We start from the raw sequence: 17,558 nt of genomic DNA, 5'->3' as shown, positions 1-17,558 counted from the left end.
TTCACCCTTTCCTCCCATCCACAATATCTATTTAATATTAAATTTCCAGTTTTCTTATTAAAAACTATTTTTATTTGAGTGCTTACATATTGCTTATATAGTTTCAGGCATTAAAAAACCACTTAGGATTAATACACCTAAGTGGTTGTTTTATATGGTGGGCCCACACAGACTTGAACTGTGGACCAACGGATTATGAGTCCGCTGCTCTAACCAACTGAGCTATAGGCCCTATAGATTTTTATCAAGGGTTCCTAAAAGGACAACCTTAACGGCTATGAATAGTACCCAAACTCAAATTTAAATACAAGTTATTTTAAACTAAGTGGACAAGACTTGTTCAGATTAACGATTGATATTTATTGAATTGTTTAAAAATACATCGGTTTTGGTTTGAAAAACTTCTGTAGACCTCAAAATAAGCTAAATATTCAAAAACTTATTCTTTATATAAAGAAATTTAATCATTCTAAAATTTTTTCTTTTTTACGTTGAAAAAAGACTTCAACTAATGACCAAATAATAATAATCCCTAAGAGACCAAAAGCAAGTACGAAGGCAGAGATATAAGTCATACCATGATCCTAACAAATGATATAAGCCAAAATAGAGGCTTAGATAAATCCTATGCGACTAAAGTCTAACGATTAATTTTGAACTTGAATAGAGCATATTTTGCACTTTTCAGACTTATTTTCTATTTTAAATAACTTTTTATGTTTTAATAATTATGCATTATTTTTATCGATGTGATTAAAATTACTAAAAAAGTAGAAATCTTTGAAATATATCTAAGTTTATACGTGTCTTAAAATTTTACATTTAGCTTATCTTATAAATAAATTAGATTTAACAGAAAAATAATATAAAACGAAAATATTAGAAAAACTTTAATGTAATATCTTGTTTATAGAGATATTTAAATCAATTATATTTCTCATATTAAAAATAAAATTTAGAGATCAAAATGCCACATTCCTATCATATTGAAAAACACTATATGGAACGCTCAGGTTGGCTACGTGCAGCGGTTCTTGGAGCAAATGATGGGATTATTTCAGTCACTAGTTTAGTTGTCGGAATGGCAGCAAGCGGTGCATCTTCACAAACTTTGTTGATTGCATGTATTGCAGGATTAATATCTGGCGCTGCATCTATGGCAGCAGGTGAATATATTTCTGTGAAGTCGCAACAAGATATAGAAAAAAGTGACTTAAAAATGGAAGCTAGAGAGCTAGAATTACATCCAGAATTAGAATTAAATGAGCTTAAACATATTTATATGAAAAGAGGTTTGGATTCAGTATTAGCAACTAAAGTTGCTGAGCAACTTACTTTACATAATGCATTAGATGCTCATGCAAGAGATGAAATAGGAATTTTTGAACATACTTCAGCACGACCATTTACTGCCGCATTTTCTTCCGCGCTCGCATTTACCTTAGGTTCATTATTTCCACTAGCTTCTATTTTATGGTTGCCTGATCAGTCCTTAGAATATGGAGTAATGATTATTGGTGTAATTAGTTTAGGTATCATGGGAGGAATTGCAAGTTATGTAGGAGGAGCAAATATATGGCGCGGTGCATTTCGTGTGATGATTTGGGGAGTTATAGCAATGGTATTTAGCTCTTGGATTGGCTCCTTATTCCATGTTGCGATGAATTGATTCTTTTTATGACGTCTCATATCTATGTTAAGATCGAGTCAATCTTTAAAGTAGTTTTTATTATATAAAACTAAAAAAACTTATTGAAACGATGTCAAAATATAAAATAAACGTCATTATTTTAAAGACTATGTGATTTTAGATAAGATTTTGACTTTAAAATATTTTATATGGATAGTTATCTTTAACTTCATCAAAAAGAGATTGAGAAATTAATGAGTTTTGAAAGTCCATCACCTTTGTATGTACAAGTAAAAAAAATGATCCAAAACAATATTTATAAGGGAATTTGGAAAATTAATGACAAAATTCCTTCTGAAAGTGAATTGGTGAAAATGTTTGGTTGTAGTCGAATGACTGTTAACAGGGCTTTGCGTGAGCTTACAGCAGATAAAATTCTTGTTCGTGTGCAGGGTGTTGGCTCATTCGTTGCAGAAGGACAAGGGCATTCAGCGCTATTTCAAATTCATAATATTGCAGATGAAATTCTTGCTCGACACCATATTCATCGTGCAGAAATAATTAAACTTGAACAAATTAATGCTAATTCTGAGCAAGCATTTATAATGCAAATGCAAGAAAATCAACCATTATTTCATTCAATTATTATTCATTTTGAAAATGACGTTCCTGTACAAATTGAAGATCGATTAGTGAATGCAATATTAATTCCAGAATATCTTCAACAAGATTTTACAACAATTACCCCGCATAGTTATTTAATGGAAAAAGCACCAGTAAGTGAGGGTGAGCACATTGTTGAGGCTGTACTCGCTAATTCACAAGAACAAAAATGGTTGAAAATTACAAAAAATGAGCCGTGTTTATTAATTCGACGACGAACATGGGCAAATCAAAATTTAATTTCAAGTGCTCGTTTATTATATCCAGGTAGCCGATATTACTTAGAAGGTAAGTTTCAGCCTTAAAGTTGGTTTTATTGATGGAAAAGTAAATAAAAATGAGCTGAATTTTACTTCATTTTTATCTTTTTAATAAAAAATATGCAAAAAAATAAGGGGATTTATATCTAAAAAGATATCCATTCCCTTATTTTTTGACATAAAAATTAACATTTTTTGATGACATATTTCTTTTTATTCAGCATTTCTTCTTAATTTTTTGTAGAAAATAATAATTGTGTGATTTTTTACACTTTTTATTTATTTTTAAATCAATATCTTATTTGTGAGTGGTGAATTAATTTTCAAAAGGCTCTTTTCAAATCTTCAAAACACTGCTTAATATATATACATGTATATACAAGTTGATCTAAGTGTGTACAGAAACTCACTGGATAGTATTAAATAGAGTTATTGGAAGGAGTCCAATTGTGACAACAAAATTTCGTGATACAGAAATTCGTGCACCACGTGGCACAGCATTAAATGCAAAAAGTTGGTTAACTGAAGCGCCACTTCGCATGTTGATGAATAATTTAGATCCTGATGTTGCTGAAAATCCGAAAGAATTAGTCGTATACGGTGGTATTGGTCGAGCAGCACGTGACTGGGAATGCTATGACAAAATTATTGAAACACTAAAAAAGTTAGAAGATGATGAAACTCTTTTAGTTCAATCTGGAAAGCCAGTTGGTGTTTTTAAAACACATAAAGATGCACCACGTGTACTGATTGCTAATTCAAATTTGGTACCTCACTGGGCAACGTGGAAACATTTTAATGAGCTTGATGCAAAAGGTTTGGCTATGTACGGGCAAATGACAGCAGGTTCATGGATCTATATTGGTAGCCAAGGTATTGTTCAGGGTACATATGAAACATTTGTAGAAGCTGGTCGTCAACATTTTAATGGAAATTTAACAGGTCGGTGGGTTTTAACTGCTGGTCTTGGTGGAATGGGCGGTGCACAACCTTTGGCTGCAACGTTAGCAGGAGCATGTTCATTAAATATTGAATGCCAGCAAAGCAGTATTGATTTCCGTTTGCGTACACGTTATGTCGATGAACAAGCCAATGATTTAGATGATGCTTTGCAGCGTATTCAGCGTTATACAAAAGAAGGTAAGGCAATTTCTATTGCTTTGCATGGGAATGCAGCTGAAATTTTACCAGAATTGGTTCGTCGTGGTGTCCGTCCTGATATGGTTACAGATCAAACGAGTGCACATGATCCATTAAATGGATATTTGCCTATAGGTTGGACATGGGATGAGTATCGTGAACGTGCGAAAATTGAACCTGAAGTTGTGGTAAAAGCGGCAAAACAATCTATGGCTCAACATGTAAAAGCAATGCTTGAGTTTAAAGCTGCTGGTATTCCAACCTTTGATTATGGAAACAATATTCGTCAAATGGCGCAAGAAGAAGGAGTGGTAAATGCATTTGATTTCCCAGGTTTCGTTCCAGCGTATATTCGGCCATTATTCTGCCGAGGTATAGGGCCATTCCGTTGGGTCGCATTGTCTGGTGATCCTGAAGATATTTATAAAACAGATGCTAAAGTTAAAGAATTAATTCCAAATGATGAACATTTACATCGTTGGTTAGATATGGCACGTGAACGTATCAGTTTCCAAGGTTTACCTGCACGTATTTGTTGGGTTGGATTAGGTTTACGCGCAAAACTTGGTTTAGCATTTAATGAAATGGTACGTAGTGGTGAATTATCTGCACCGATTGTCATTGGTCGAGACCATTTAGATTCAGGTTCTGTATCTAGTCCAAACCGAGAAACTGAAGCAATGCAAGACGGTTCAGATGCCGTATCTGATTGGCCTTTATTAAATGCATTGCTCAATACAGCAGGTGGTGCAACTTGGGTATCTTTACATCATGGTGGTGGTGTTGGGATGGGCTTTTCTCAGCACTCAGGTGTAGTAATTGTATGTGATGGTACTGATGAAGCTGCTGCTCGAATTTTAAGAGTATTGACCAATGACCCCGCAACAGGTGTGATGCGACATGCAGATGCAGGCTATGAAATTGCAGTTCAATGTGCAAAAGAGCAGGGTTTAAATTTACCAATGATTACAGGCTAAAATTTAAATAACGAGTTTTTTCAGAATAGCCACTGATTTTTCCCTTAATTCGAAATCAGTAGTCCTTAATAGATAGAAAAATAAGGTTATAACAAATGGAACTTTTACTTCAACCAGGAAAATTGACTTTATCGGATTTACGTCAAGCATATTTAAATCCAGTTCAAGCAATATTATCTACGCAGGCAATACCAGATATTCAAGCAAGTGTAAATTGTGTTGAAAAAATTATTCAAGAAGGTCGAATAGCATATGGAATTAATACAGGTTTTGGCTTATTGGCTTCGACTAAAATTGCAACTGAAGATTTAGAAAAACTGCAAACGTCTTTAGTTTTATCGCATGCAGCAGGTGTAGGTGAAGCTTTAGATGACAATATGGTACGTCTTATCATGTTGTTGAAAGTGAATAGCTTAGCGCGAGGTTTTTCTGGCATTCGTTTAAAAGTAATGGAGGCACTTTTAGCTTTAATTAATGCGGAAGTGTATCCTCATATTCCTTTGAAAGGCTCTGTTGGTGCTTCAGGTGATTTAGCACCACTTGCACATATGTCATTGGTTTTATTGGGTGAAAGTAAGGCACGTTATAAAGGACAGTGGCTACCTGCAAAAGAAGCATTGAAAATTGCAGGATTAGAACCTATTTCTTTAGCTGCAAAAGAAGGTTTGGCATTACTCAATGGTACACAAGTATCGACTGCTTACGCATTACGTGGATTATTTGAAGCAGAAGATTTATTTGCAGCAGCAACCGTATGTGGTGGTTTAAGTGTAGAGGCAATGTTGGGTTCTCGTGCTCCATTTGATACACGTGTTCATGAAGTACGTGGTCAACGTGGACAAATAGATGTTGCTGCGGCTTATCGTGATTTATTAGGTCAGCATAGTGAAATTGGTCAGTCACATGAAGCATGTGAAAAAGTGCAAGATCCATATTCCTTACGTTGTCAGCCTCAGGTTATGGGAGCATGCTTAACTCAACTTCGCCAAGCAGCAGAAGTATTAGAAATAGAAGCAAATGCAGTTTCAGATAATCCTTTAGTTTTTGCAAAAGAAGGTGATGTAATTTCAGGTGGAAATTTCCATGCAGAACCTGTCGCTATGGCAGCAGATAATATTGCTTTAGCAATTGCTGAAGTCGGTTCATTATCTGAACGTCGTATTTCAATGATGATGGATCGTCACATGTCACAACTTCCACCATTTTTAGTTGAAAATGGCGGTGTCAATTCAGGATTTATGATTGCACAAGTAACAGCTGCTGCTTTAGCAAGTGATAATAAAGCTTTAGCACATCCTGCAAGTGTAGATAGTTTACCGACATCTGCAAATCAAGAAGATCATGTATCAATGGCTCCAAATGCTGGTAAACGCTTATGGGCAATGGCTGAAAATGTACGAGGAATTTTAGCGATTGAATGGTTAGGTGCATGCCAAGGTTTAGATTTCCGTAAAGGGCTAAAAACAACTCAGAAGTTAGAGCATGCACGTCGAATTCTACGTAATCATGTTCCTTATTATAGTGAAGACCGCTTTTTCTCTCCAGACATTGAGCAAGCTAGTCGCTTACTTGAAAGTGGATGTTTAAATGCCTTAATTATTCCAAATTTATTGCCAAGCTTGAAATAGGACGTAATTAAGCACTCGGCTACATGATGTAGCCGATATAAACAAATTTCCTCATGGATTGGAGATTATCATGTCACAAAAGTCTACGTTGCAGCGAGGCTTAAACACTCGTCATATTCGATTTTTAGCACTGGGTTCAGCGATTGGTACAGGGCTATTTTATGGTTCAGCAACAGCCATTCAAATGGCAGGTCCTTCAGTTTTAATTGCTTATATTATTGCAGGAATTGCAATCTATATTGTGATGAGAGCATTAGGAGAAATGTCAGTACATAATCCCGTATCTGGCTCATTTAGCCATTATGCAAGTAAATATATTAGTCCATTTGCAGGGTTTACTACAGGTTGGACCTATGTTTTTGAAATGATCATTGTTGCATTGGCTGATGTTACTGCTTTTGGAATTTATATGGGATTCTGGTATCCCGATGTACCAAGATGGATTTGGATTCTTTCTTTAATATTATTCTTAGGTGCAATTAATCTTATACATGTCAAAGTATTTGGTGAGCTCGAATTTTGGCTTTCTATTATAAAAGTTGTTGCTATTATTTCGATGATTGTTGGTGGTCTTGGTTTAATGATTTTTGGATTCCAAACCGATCAAGGCACAGTTTCAAGCATTCAAAATTTATGGATTTATGATGGATTTATGCCAAATGGTATAGCAGGGCTGGTTGCATGTTTATCTGTAGTTGTATTTGCTTTTGGTGGTATTGAAATTATTGGCATTACAGCAGGTGAAACAAAAGATCCCAAAACTGCCATTCCTCAAGCAATTAATGCTGTACCTATCCGTATTTTATTATTTTATGTACTGACTATTTTTGTGTTGATGTCAATTTTTCCATGGAATCAAATTGGTGTAAATGGGAGTCCATTTGTTCAAATTTTTGAGAGTTTAGGTATTCAATCTGCTGCAACTATTCTTAATGTTGTGGTGATTTCTGCGGCTATTTCAGCAATTAACAGTGATGTGTTTGGTGCAGGTCGTATGTTATATGGCATGGCAAAAGATGGGCAAGCACCGCAAATATTTACACGCATTTCTAAAAATGGTGTGCCATGGATGACGGTTGTTGTTATGGCAAGTGTTTTATTAATTGGTGTTGTTCTAAATTATTTCATTCCCAAAAATATATTTTTAATCATTGCATCTATTGCAACTTTTGCGACCGTTTGGGTGTGGCTGATGATTCTAATTTCACAAATTGGTATGCGCCGTAAATTATCAAAAACTGAGATTCAAGCACTTGATTTCCCGATTGTTGGTTGGCCATATGCTCCTGCATTTGCAATTATATTTATGGTTTTTGTATTAGCAATTATTGCTTATTTTCCAACGTCAAGACCTGCAATTTATGTTGGTGGAACATGGCTCTTAATTTTAGCGATTTTTTATTATGTGAAAATTAAACCTAAGATGGCTTCAATGTCTAGCCCACATTTAGACTCAACAGAAAATACAGAAGACTTATTAAAAAGAAGCCTTAAAACTGAAAAAGATCAGTGCTAAATATAGGTAAATATCATGAAAAAAGTTTGGTTAAATTGTCATATTGCCACAATGAAACATGGTACATATTCAATCATTAAAGATGGTTCCATTATTACAAAAAATGAATGTATTGATTGGATTGGTCCACGAAATGAAATGCCATGTTTAGATATAGGAAAGTATGAAACATATGATTTAGATGGTGCTTGGGTTACACCAGGTTTAATCGATTGCCATACACATGGTGTCTTTGGCGGAAATCGTAGTGGTGAGTTTGAAGCAAGATTAAAGGGCGTAAGTTATGCCGAAATTGCTCAACAAGGTGGTGGTATTTCAAGTACGGTTCGTGCTACTCGTGAAGCTTCTGAATCTGATCTTTTTCAATCTGCCAAAAAGCGTGTGCAAAGTTTATTAAAAGAAGGTGTCACAACCATTGAGATTAAATCTGGTTATGGTCTAGATTTAGAAAATGAAAGAAAAATGCTGAAGGTAATTCGACAATTAGCAGATGAACTACCTATGACAATACGAAGCACATGTTTAGCAGCACATGCACTTCCTCCTGAATTTAAAAATAATGCAGATGGTTATATTGACTATATATGTCAGAAAATTTTACCTCAGTTACATCAAGAACATCTGATAGATGCTGTAGATGCCTTTTGTGAACATTTAGCATTTTCACCACAACAAGTCGAAAAAGTGTTTCAGACTGCAAAATCTTTAAATTTACCAGTCAAACTACATGCAGAACAATTATCTGCATTAGGTGGATCAAGTTTGGCTGCACGCTATCATGCTTTATCGGCAGATCATCTTGAGTTTATGACCGATCAAGATATTCTTGCGATGGCTGATGCAGATACGGTTGCCGTTTTATTACCGGGTGCTTTTTACTTTCTTAGGGAAACACAATACCCACCTGTTGAAAAATTGATTCAACAAGGGGTGAAAATTGCATTATCGACAGATTTAAATCCAGGAACATCACCAGTATTATCGCTCAGATTAATGATGAATATGGGATGTACATTATTTCGTTTAACACCTGAACAGGCCTTAGCTGCCGTGACAATTCATGCTGCACAAGCATTGGACTTAGCGCATCGTCATGGCAGTTTAGACATTGGAAAATGTGCAGATTTTGTTGCGTGGGACATCGACCATCCTTCAGAACTCAGTTATTGGTTAGGTGGCGATTTAAATAAAAAGATTATCCAAAAAGGACAATTGCTACATCTTTAAGGTAATTATTGTAATAATTAAATGGTATCTAATATGAGTCATTCGTATCAATGGAAGGGACGTGATGATGGTGCTGGTGTAGAGCATTGTCGAATCTACCAAGTGGTTAATCAATCTGAACAAGCTGATTTTGCAATTATAGGATTTAATTCAGATGAAGGTGTTAAACGTAATCATGGTCGTATTGGTGCAGCAAAAGCACCAGATTTAATTCGAAAACAATTGGCTAATTTACCTGTACATCAGCCTATAACAATTCAAGATTTTGGAAATGTGAGTTGTATCGATGCACAACTTGAACAAGCACAATCTAAATTAGCAAAAAAGGTTATGCAGGCTTTAGAACAAAACATGAAGCCAATTGTATTTGGTGGTGGTCATGAAGTTGCTTATGGAAGTTTTAATGGTTTGTTTCAATATGTAAATCAACATCAGGTAGATCAGCGGATTGGAATTATTAATTTTGATGCACATTTTGATTTAAGAAATGATACTCAAGCAACATCAGGTACCCCATTTTTACAAGCAGCGCATTTGTCTCAACAGCATGGAAAGACATTTCACTATTTATGTATTGGTATTGCAAAACATGCAAATACAAGATCATTATTTGAAATGGCAGATCAACTTGGGGTTGATTATGTATTTGATTATGAATTGAATAGTTGTGATTCATCCACTTTATTATCTAAAGTAGATGACTTTATTCAGAAGGTTGATATACTTTATGTAACGGTGGATTTAGATGTATTTTCTGCGGTATTAGCACCAGGTGTTAGCGCTCCTGCAGTACGTGGAATAGATCTAAAAACATTCGAAAATTTGATTTATTTCATTCAAAAAAGTGGAAAAATAAAATTATTAGATATTGCAGAATGTAATCCAAATTACGATAAAGATCAATTAACTGCTCGACTTGCAGCATTTATTGCGTACAATTACATTTGTAATGAGAATTGGTTAAAAAACAAGGAATAATATGTCTAATCTTTCTTATATTGATGAAAATAACGGTGCTTGGCAAACTTTTTTGGCGCAGATTGATAGGGTTGCTCCATATTTGCGTGAAGACTTACAAGATTATGTCGATACATTAAAACGTCCCAAAAGAGCATTAATTGTTGATGTGCCTATTATTATGGATGATGGGAAAATCCAACATTTTGAAGGTTATCGTGTACAACATAACTTATCACGTGGACCGGGAAAGGGCGGTATTCGCTATCATCAAAATGTTGAATTAAGTGAAGTTATGGCGCTTTCAGCATGGATGACGATTAAATCTGCTGTATTAAATTTACCATTTGGTGGAGCAAAAGGTGGAATTCGTGTCGATCCACGTAAACTTTCTACACGTGAATTAGAACGTTTAACACGTCGATATACAAGTGAAATTGCACATATTATTGGACCACAAAAAGATATTCCTGCTCCAGATGTTGGTACAAATGCCAATGTTATGGGATGGATTATGGATACCTACTCATCTGGTCAAGGTCATACTGTTACTGGCGTAGTCACAGGTAAACCAGTTCATTTAGGTGGTTCTTTGGGGCGTGTAAAAGCAACTGGGCGTGGCGTATATATTACAGGTTGTGAAGTAGCGAAAAAAATTAACCTTAAAGTTGATGGTGCGAAAGTTGCTGTTCAAGGTTTTGGTAATGTGGGGAGTGAAGCTGCAAATTTATTCCATGCATCAAATGCAAAAATTGTCTGTATTCAAGATCATACAGGTACAGTTTTTAATGAAAATGGTATAGATGTTCCTGGTATTATTGAATACGTTGCAAAAAATCAGGGTGTTGCTGGATTTATTGGTGCAACAAAAATTGATGATGAAAACTTCTGGGATGTCGAAATGGACATCGTTATTCCTGCTGCGCTAGAAGGGCAAATTACAGTTGAACGTGCTGAGCGTTTAAAAGCTAAAATGGTTCTTGAAGGTGCAAATGGACCAACATATCCTGAAGCGGATGACATTCTAACTCGACGTGGTGTAACCATGGTTCCTGATGTGATCTGTAATGCTGGTGGTGTAACTGTAAGTTACTTTGAATGGGTACAGGACTTTGCAAGTTATTTCTGGAGCGAAGAAGAAATTAATGAGCGTCTAGATAAACTCATGATTAAAGCTGTTGCAGATGTTTGGGATTGTGCGACTAAAAAAGAATGTAGCTTAAGAACTGCTGCTTATATTTTAGCGTGTGAACGTATTTTAGAAGCACGTAAAGAGCGCGGTATTTTCCCAGGATAAAACCGACATAATAAAAATTCCTCCTTTCTTATATGAAAGGAGGAATATTAAAAAATAACGTATAATCTATATTTTGATTTAAAGCCGATTTATTTAACAATAAAAATAAACGATCGACTTAATTTCTGTGTATTAATGTTCATTACAAATCAATTTTTTTAATCATGTGATAAATTAAGCATCCTAGGCAGATTTCATGCCCATATATTTAAAGTTGTGATTTATTATTCGGTGAGATTCTGAAGAGGCGATGTCACATCTTTTAAAAATTCTTATTCTATAGCCTAAATTGCATGGCTGTTTTAAGAGTAAATTTGTATTTAGAGTTCGTATATGGATTGGTCAGATTTATTACAAAATTATGGTTACTTTGCCGTTATTGTTGGGGCATTTTTTGAAGGTGAAACGGTTTTACTATTAGGTGCTTATGCTGTTCAGCAAGAAGTATTTAAATTTTGGATACTGATTTTGGCGGGTACATTAGGTGCATTTATTGGTGATCAATTTTACTATCAGATAGGTGCAAAATTTGGCCATAAGTTTATCCATGATCGTCCAAAACTTGCTGAAAAATTTCATAAAGCTAGTGTTTTGATTGATAAATATCCCACTTTAAGTATTTTGTTTATGCGTTTTGCTTGGGGGTTAAGAACTGTTATTCCAATTAGCTTTGGTATTAAAAGATATCATTTTATCCGTTACTTTCTTGTAAATATTGTTGCTTCATTTTTATGGGCATTTATTATTGTGACCATTGGTTTACAGGTTACACATGGGCTGCATCAGTTGTGGGATTATTTGATTCATGATGAAAGTCGTTTTAGTTTAGTGACTGGATTGGTTGTGATTTGTATTATTATGATTGGTATGATTTACGGTGGTTTTTGTTATTTTAAAAATAAAAAAAATATTGAGCATTAGAAATTATTTATACATTAAGTGATTTGTAAGGAAGATGTTATTACCAAATTTGGCAATAACATCTTTAGGATTAGATAAAATAAATCCAAAATGCAGAGAGGAAAATACATACAACAGCAACAGGAAAACCTGCTTTTGCATAATCCATAAATGAAATTTGAATACCACTAGCTTTAGCTTGTTCGACAACGACAATTCCTGCCAAACTACCAAAAATTACCATATTACTTGAAAAACCTGTGCCTAATGCAAGGGCTGCACAAAGGGCATTCGCATTTAGTCCTGTTTCTAAATATGGAACTAATAACATGACAGTTGGGTTATTTCCTACGATATTACTAAGTGCAGCACTGGTAAAAAATAATGAGAGTGGATCATTTAAATTTAGTCCCATATGTTTGAGATCAGCAAGTAATGTTTGTGGTAAACCAGTTGTAGACATCGCTGCATTGACAATGAATAAACCCATAATCAATAAAAGTAAATTTCCATCTACTTCTTTAAGAACATCATTAGATGCAACAGTACGATTAATTAATAAAATACCTGCTGCGGTTAATGCAACTAGTTCTTGTGGCCATATATCCATAATAAATATAACGACAAGTACGATGGTGACAATTAAAGCTTTGAGAGTTTCAAGTTTATTAAGTTGCGGTTGAACAATGGTGGTTGGAGTAGTATTTACTGTTTTTTCAATAGTCCATTTGCCTTTAAATAAATAACAAATGATTCCCCAAACAATTGGAAGAGAAATTAAAGCGGGAATACCTGCAACCTTAAGTAAATCAATAAATGAGACATCTAGTGCCTGAGCAGCGATCATATTCTGTGGGCTACCAATTAAAGTTCCAACAGAACCTGTGTTGGCTGCAAAACAAAAGCCAAGTAAAAATGGAATTGGATTTAACCCCCTCGCTAATGTAATTGAAACGAGTAATGGCGTCATAGCGACGACAACAACATCATTGGTTAGAATAGAAGATAAAACACCACTTACTACAATAAATACTGCTAATAACTTTGCAGGACTAACCTGTAGAGTTGCAACTTTATTTGCAGCCCATGCGTAAAAACCAGAAACAGCAAAAGCGCCAGAAACTATCATCAATCCAAACAATAAACCAATGGTTTTATAATCGATTGCATTCCATGCAGCTTGTGCTGAAATACTGCCAATAGCAAGCATTGCTAGTGCACCAACTAAGGCAGCACCTGTTCTATCAATTTTGAAGCCAGGTACTTTGCCAAACCCCATGGCAATATAAACCAAAAGAAATATTAAAAGCGTTAAATTCATTGGCTTTGCCTTAAACTTTTATAAAATGAGAATGCTTCTTTTAAATGAAGAAAGAAGCATTTGTTGATCATATGAGATTATAGAAATTTTATGTAAATAAGCTATTTATTTAGAGGGCTTATTTTGGTCTTCTATTATCTCATGATATTTATGCTGTATTTCAGTTAAATCTACAGTTGGTTCAGGCAGTTTAAGTTTCATATCTTCTAATGTTTTTAAGATGATTTCTGAAACGGCTAAATTTCTAAACCATTTATGATTTGATGGAATCACAAACCAAGGTGCTTCTTTTGTTGAACACTTTTCTAACATATCTTCGTATGCACTAATATATTGGTCCCAATATTCACGTTCTGTATAGTCGGATTCACTAATTTTCCATTGGCGAGAAGGGTCATCCAAACGTTGTTTAAAACGAGCTAATTGTTCTTCTGGGCTAATGTATAAGAAAAATTTTAATATGGTGACATTATTGGTTTTTAATAATTTTTCAAAATTATTAATATGTTCATACCGTTGTGACCAAACTTTTTTAGGCACAATATTATGAACTCTTTGTACCAATACATCTTCATAATGAGAGCGGTTAAAAATTGAAACATCACCTAAGCCAGGTGTGTGTGGATGTATACGCCATAAAAAATCGTGTGCTTTTTCTTCAGATGTAGGTTGTTTGAAACCATGTACATATGTACCTTGTGGGTTCATCGCATTCATTACATGCCAGCATGTTCCATCTTTTCCAGCGGCATCAATTCCTTGCAAAACAATAAGTAAGGCATGTTTTTTTTCACCATATAATTTACGTTGTAACTCACCAATTTTAGCGACATGTTTAGCTAAGGTTTCTTTGGCATGTTCTTCATCTTTGTAATCTGCATGGAAAGATGCATCTACCTTTTTTAATTTAACTTTACTACCTGGTTCAACAACTAACTTTTTATATAAATTCATAATATGAAGTCTCTTTTTTAAACCAATATGATTAATTTTTAATACCTAACTGGTTGAATATCTTTTTAAAAGATATTCAACCGAATATTTCATTAATTAGATTTTGTATTGATTTCTTGGCGATCCATGTATTTGTAATATGCCATTTTTGCAAGGCTTGCGATAAGAAGCCAAATAATGACATAAATCCAAACAACACCAATCATTTCAATAGGTAGTGCAGGAACGAAAATACCAAATACACAAAGTAAAATAGCAATAATTTGAGTTACAAGAATTGCTAAAAGTAGTTTTGGATGTGGATAAGGGCGAGCAAAAATAGCACCCCGATTACGCACAATGAAAATTAAGAGCTGACCACCTGCTGCGAGTTGTAAGAAAACCATTGTTTGTAGATGATCAATAGTCATTGGCAAACTGCTCATTAATTCAGGATTGTTCATCCAATATTTACATAGTAGAACCATGCCAAAACTTTGAGCTAAGGCAATAATTCCCATCACAGACGAGAATGAAATAATACGGTGCATATTCCAACGTACAGGTTGAGAACTTACCTTCACATTGTCATAGGCAATGGTCATAATTGGGATATCATCTAATAATGCCAAAACCACAATCATGATGGCAGTAAGTGGTTGTAAATCAAAAATAATATAAGATAAAACCACAACACACATAATGGCGATGGTCATCGCAACGCGGTAATACACGTAAGATGTAATACGTTCAAAAATTTTACGTGCTTCAGTAATGGCACTAATAATGGTCGATAAACCAGGTGCAGTCAGTACAATGGCAGCCGCAGAACGAGCAGCATCTGTAGCGCCACTTACAGCAACACCACAATCTGCTTGTTTTAATGCTGGTGCATCATTTACGCCATCACCAGTCATTGCCACTATATGACCTTGCTGTTGTAATGCTTTTACAATTTCATATTTATGTTCAGGAAATACACGACCAAAACCATCTGCATTTTCTACTGCACGTGCGGTATCTGTGTGAATATGATTTGGATCTTTATCATTTTTAAAAATTTCACTAGCACTCAGTAGGTTTTGACCTAGACCAAGTTGACGAGAAATTTCTGAGCCAATTGCGACATCGTCACCTGTGACCATTTTGACTGAAAGACCTAACTCTTTTGCTTTTGCAATGGTGTCTTTTGCATCTGGGCGAGGTGGATCTAATAATGGCAATATACCTAATAATGTCCACGTTTTTCCTTCATCATTAGAGCGTGCCACGCCCAAAGCTCGTGTACCACGACGAGCTAACTCATTGACTTGTCCATAATATTGCTGTGATGTTTGATCAGAACCTGCTTGTTCACCAATTCCGCAGAGTTGACCAATGGCTTGTGGTGCACCTTTTGAAAATTGAACTGATTTACCTTGAGCATCTTTCACATGACCAATGGTTTTTTTATTTACAGGATCAAATGGCACAAAATCAATTGATTGATATTGATCTAATATTTTAGGATCTTTCATTGCTGTTAAAACAGCGAGATCAAGAGCATCTGTACTATTTTTTTGGCAAGCAAGACATGCTGCTAAAATAATGTCATCTGTAGATGTATTATTGAAAGTAATAGGTGTTTGTAAGGTAAGTTGATTAAGCGTTAGGGTTCCTGTTTTATCTGAACACAAGACATCAACACCAGCAAGTTCTTCAATAGCCGATAATCGAGAGACGATTGCTTTTTGCTTTGATAGTGTTAAAGCACCAAGAGCTTTAGTGACCGACATAACAGCTGGCATTGCTACAGGGACTGATGCAACTAAAAGAACTAAAACAAATTGAGCAATTTGTCCTGCTTCACTCCATTCCCAATGTCCAACAGCGACAATATCTCGATAAACTTGTACACCAATCAGAATTACAGCAAGTGTTACAGCCAATAAAATAAGGAAATCACCAATTTTAAGAACGGCTTCTTCAGCATGTGATTTGCTGCCAGCAGATGCGACAAGTTTTGCTGTATGACCAAAGAAGGTATTATTTCCTGTGGCTGTGACAACGCCTGTCATTGAACCTTGACGAGCAATTGAACCTGAATAGACTGTATCTCCAATACTTCTCGAGACAGGAAGAGATTCACCCGTTAATGCGGCTTGGTCTACGGAAAGATATTGACCATCTAGGAGCAATAAATCAGCAGGGAGAATTTCTCCTCCTGATACTGTAACAATATCGCCTGGAACGAGTTGTGTTGCATCAATTGCATCCCATTTTCCATCGCGTAATACATGTGCTTTTGCTGCTAATCCTTGCTTTAGTGCAGCAAGGGCATTTGCTGCTTTGTTATCTTGCCAAAATCCGACAATTGCGTTGTATAGTAGTAATACGGTAATGACAATGAAGTCAGGCCAATCTTGACGAAACAGTGAGATGATTGCAGCAGCTTCAATCATCCAAGGAATTGGTCCCCAAAAATAACCTAATAATTTTTTCCATTTACTTTCTTCATGAGCTTCAATGGCATTAGGACCATACTGAGTGAGACGAGAAACTACTTCAGATTGATTTAAACCTTGTGTTGTGGTTTTTAAATCGGTCAGCTTTTCTTGAATTTCTTGTGTATTTAAAGTAGTAGATTGATTTTCAGTTTTGGCGGGCTTCTCATGATTAGAGAGGTCAGTCGATGAACTTGTTGAATTGTTCGTTGTTTCCATAATATATCCCTAATATCGAATGCCTACTTTTAAAGGATGGTTTTAAATCTGCATTTATAGGAAGCATTTAAATGTGAAAAATATTTTATTATTCAGCATTAATTATTTTTATTTAGATTATAAGAGTGACAAAGTAAAATCATTTTGCATTAAAAAACAATTTGTTGCATAAATTAAACATTATTAACTCTATTGCTATTAATATTTTTTTAAATTAATTAGTTTTATTGTGATTCGTTTTATCTAAATGAATTATAGTGTGAATTTTATCATTATTAAATATTATTGTTTTAGTCAACTTTTATTATATTTGTAAATATAATATTAAACTATAAACAAGGAGAATTTGAATGAAAGTAAAATAATAATCTTAGGAAAAGTAAAGGAAATAGAATATTCATCATTTT

General features: G+C 34.9%; 12 protein-coding genes and 1 tRNA gene. 9 read left to right on the top strand and 4 right to left on the bottom strand.

The genetic code is table 11. The features are described from left to right. Positions 1 to 155 precede the first annotated feature (155 nt). Positions 156 to 232, bottom strand: a tRNA-Ile gene (locus AOY20_RS12420). A gap of 735 nt (positions 233 to 967) precedes the next feature. Between AOY20_RS12420 and AOY20_RS12415 the strand changes: the two genes are divergently transcribed. The 9 genes from AOY20_RS12415 to AOY20_RS12375 all read left to right on the top strand — a co-directional run bounded on the left by AOY20_RS12415 (position 968) and on the right by AOY20_RS12375 (position 12,216). Then, entirely contained in the window at positions 968 to 1,669 is a 702-nt protein-coding gene (locus tag AOY20_RS12415; protein WP_054582158.1) for a VIT1/CCC1 transporter family protein, read from the top strand. Positions 1,670 to 1,884: 215 nt separating this feature from the next. Beyond that, positions 1,885 to 2,598 carry a histidine utilization repressor gene (hutC, locus tag AOY20_RS12410; RefSeq protein WP_054582157.1) on the top strand — a complete coding sequence of 238 codons (714 nt, stop codon included), beginning with the start codon at positions 1,885 to 1,887 and terminating at the stop codon, positions 2,596 to 2,598. Between the two features lie 404 nt (positions 2,599 to 3,002). After that, entirely contained in the window at positions 3,003 to 4,670 is a 1,668-nt protein-coding gene (gene hutU / locus AOY20_RS12405) for a urocanate hydratase (protein ID WP_054582156.1), read from the top strand. Between the two features lie 95 nt (positions 4,671 to 4,765). After that, positions 4,766 to 6,298 carry a histidine ammonia-lyase gene (gene hutH / locus AOY20_RS12400; protein WP_054582155.1) on the top strand — a complete coding sequence of 511 codons (1,533 nt, stop codon included), beginning with the start codon at positions 4,766 to 4,768 and terminating at the stop codon, positions 6,296 to 6,298. Between the two features lie 70 nt (positions 6,299 to 6,368). Continuing rightward, positions 6,369 to 7,814 (top strand): amino acid permease, encoded by a 1,446-nt coding sequence (locus AOY20_RS12395; RefSeq protein WP_054582154.1) that lies wholly within the window; start codon positions 6,369 to 6,371, stop codon positions 7,812 to 7,814. 15 nt (positions 7,815 to 7,829) lie between these two features. Then, on the top strand, positions 7,830 to 9,041 hold the full coding sequence (gene hutI / locus AOY20_RS12390; RefSeq protein ID WP_054582153.1) for an imidazolonepropionase: 1,212 nt from the start codon (positions 7,830 to 7,832) through the stop codon (positions 9,039 to 9,041). 33 nt (positions 9,042 to 9,074) lie between these two features. After that, positions 9,075 to 10,019, top strand: a complete 945-nt coding sequence (gene hutG, locus AOY20_RS12385; protein WP_054582152.1) for a formimidoylglutamase — start codon at positions 9,075 to 9,077, stop codon at positions 10,017 to 10,019. A 1-nt stretch (position 10,020) separates the two neighbouring features. Further along, positions 10,021 to 11,295: a Glu/Leu/Phe/Val family dehydrogenase gene (locus AOY20_RS12380; RefSeq protein ID WP_054582151.1), complete on the top strand. Its 1,275-nt coding sequence runs from the start codon at positions 10,021 to 10,023 to the stop codon at positions 11,293 to 11,295. 333 nt (positions 11,296 to 11,628) lie between these two features. Then, a complete protein-coding gene (locus AOY20_RS12375; protein WP_054582150.1) occupies positions 11,629 to 12,216 on the top strand; it encodes a DedA family protein in 588 nt (195 codons plus the stop codon). A gap of 70 nt (positions 12,217 to 12,286) precedes the next feature. Here the strand turns inward: AOY20_RS12375 and AOY20_RS12370 are convergent, their stop codons facing one another. The 3 genes from AOY20_RS12370 to AOY20_RS12360 form a co-directional block, all read right to left on the bottom strand. Then, positions 12,287 to 13,516, bottom strand: coding sequence for an ArsB/NhaD family transporter (locus tag AOY20_RS12370; RefSeq protein WP_054582149.1), 1,230 nt, complete (start codon positions 13,514 to 13,516; stop codon positions 12,287 to 12,289). A 105-nt stretch (positions 13,517 to 13,621) separates the two neighbouring features. Beyond that, on the bottom strand, positions 13,622 to 14,470 hold the full coding sequence (locus AOY20_RS12365; protein ID WP_054582148.1) for a polyphosphate kinase 2 family protein: 849 nt from the start codon (positions 14,468 to 14,470) through the stop codon (positions 13,622 to 13,624). 92 nt (positions 14,471 to 14,562) lie between these two features. Beyond that, positions 14,563 to 17,151 (bottom strand): plasma-membrane proton-efflux P-type ATPase, encoded by a 2,589-nt coding sequence (locus AOY20_RS12360; protein WP_054582147.1) that lies wholly within the window; start codon positions 17,149 to 17,151, stop codon positions 14,563 to 14,565. Positions 17,152 to 17,558 lie beyond the last annotated feature (407 nt).

Origin of the sequence: Acinetobacter equi, assembly GCF_001307195.1 — a bacterium.
Taxonomy (GTDB): domain Bacteria; phylum Pseudomonadota; class Gammaproteobacteria; order Pseudomonadales; family Moraxellaceae; genus Acinetobacter; species Acinetobacter equi.
The sequence above is the reverse complement of the archived record's forward strand: the minus strand, read 5'-3'. Positions and strand labels throughout refer to the sequence as shown.

What these genes read in the sequence shown, in the direction of transcription:
- AOY20_RS12395 (WP_054582154.1), top strand. Translation starts at nt 6,369, where the DNA reads ATGTCACAAAAGTCTACGTTGCAGCGAGGCTTAAACACTCGTCATATT.
- AOY20_RS12380 (WP_054582151.1), top strand. Translation starts at nt 10,021, where the DNA reads ATGTCTAATCTTTCTTATATTGATGAAAATAACGGTGCTTGGCAAACT.
- hutI (WP_054582153.1), top strand. Translation starts at nt 7,830, where the DNA reads ATGAAAAAAGTTTGGTTAAATTGTCATATTGCCACAATGAAACATGGT.
- hutC (WP_054582157.1), top strand. Translation starts at nt 1,885, where the DNA reads ATGAGTTTTGAAAGTCCATCACCTTTGTATGTACAAGTAAAAAAAATG.
- AOY20_RS12375 (WP_054582150.1), top strand. Translation starts at nt 11,629, where the DNA reads ATGGATTGGTCAGATTTATTACAAAATTATGGTTACTTTGCCGTTATT.
- AOY20_RS12415 (WP_054582158.1), top strand. Translation starts at nt 968, where the DNA reads ATGCCACATTCCTATCATATTGAAAAACACTATATGGAACGCTCAGGT.
- AOY20_RS12370 (WP_054582149.1), bottom strand. Translation starts at nt 13,516, where the DNA reads ATGAATTTAACGCTTTTAATATTTCTTTTGGTTTATATTGCCATGGGG.
- AOY20_RS12365 (WP_054582148.1), bottom strand. Translation starts at nt 14,470, where the DNA reads ATGAATTTATATAAAAAGTTAGTTGTTGAACCAGGTAGTAAAGTTAAA.
- hutH (WP_054582155.1), top strand. Translation starts at nt 4,766, where the DNA reads ATGGAACTTTTACTTCAACCAGGAAAATTGACTTTATCGGATTTACGT.
- hutG (WP_054582152.1), top strand. Translation starts at nt 9,075, where the DNA reads ATGAGTCATTCGTATCAATGGAAGGGACGTGATGATGGTGCTGGTGTA.
- AOY20_RS12360 (WP_054582147.1), bottom strand. Translation starts at nt 17,151, where the DNA reads ATGGAAACAACGAACAATTCAACAAGTTCATCGACTGACCTCTCTAAT.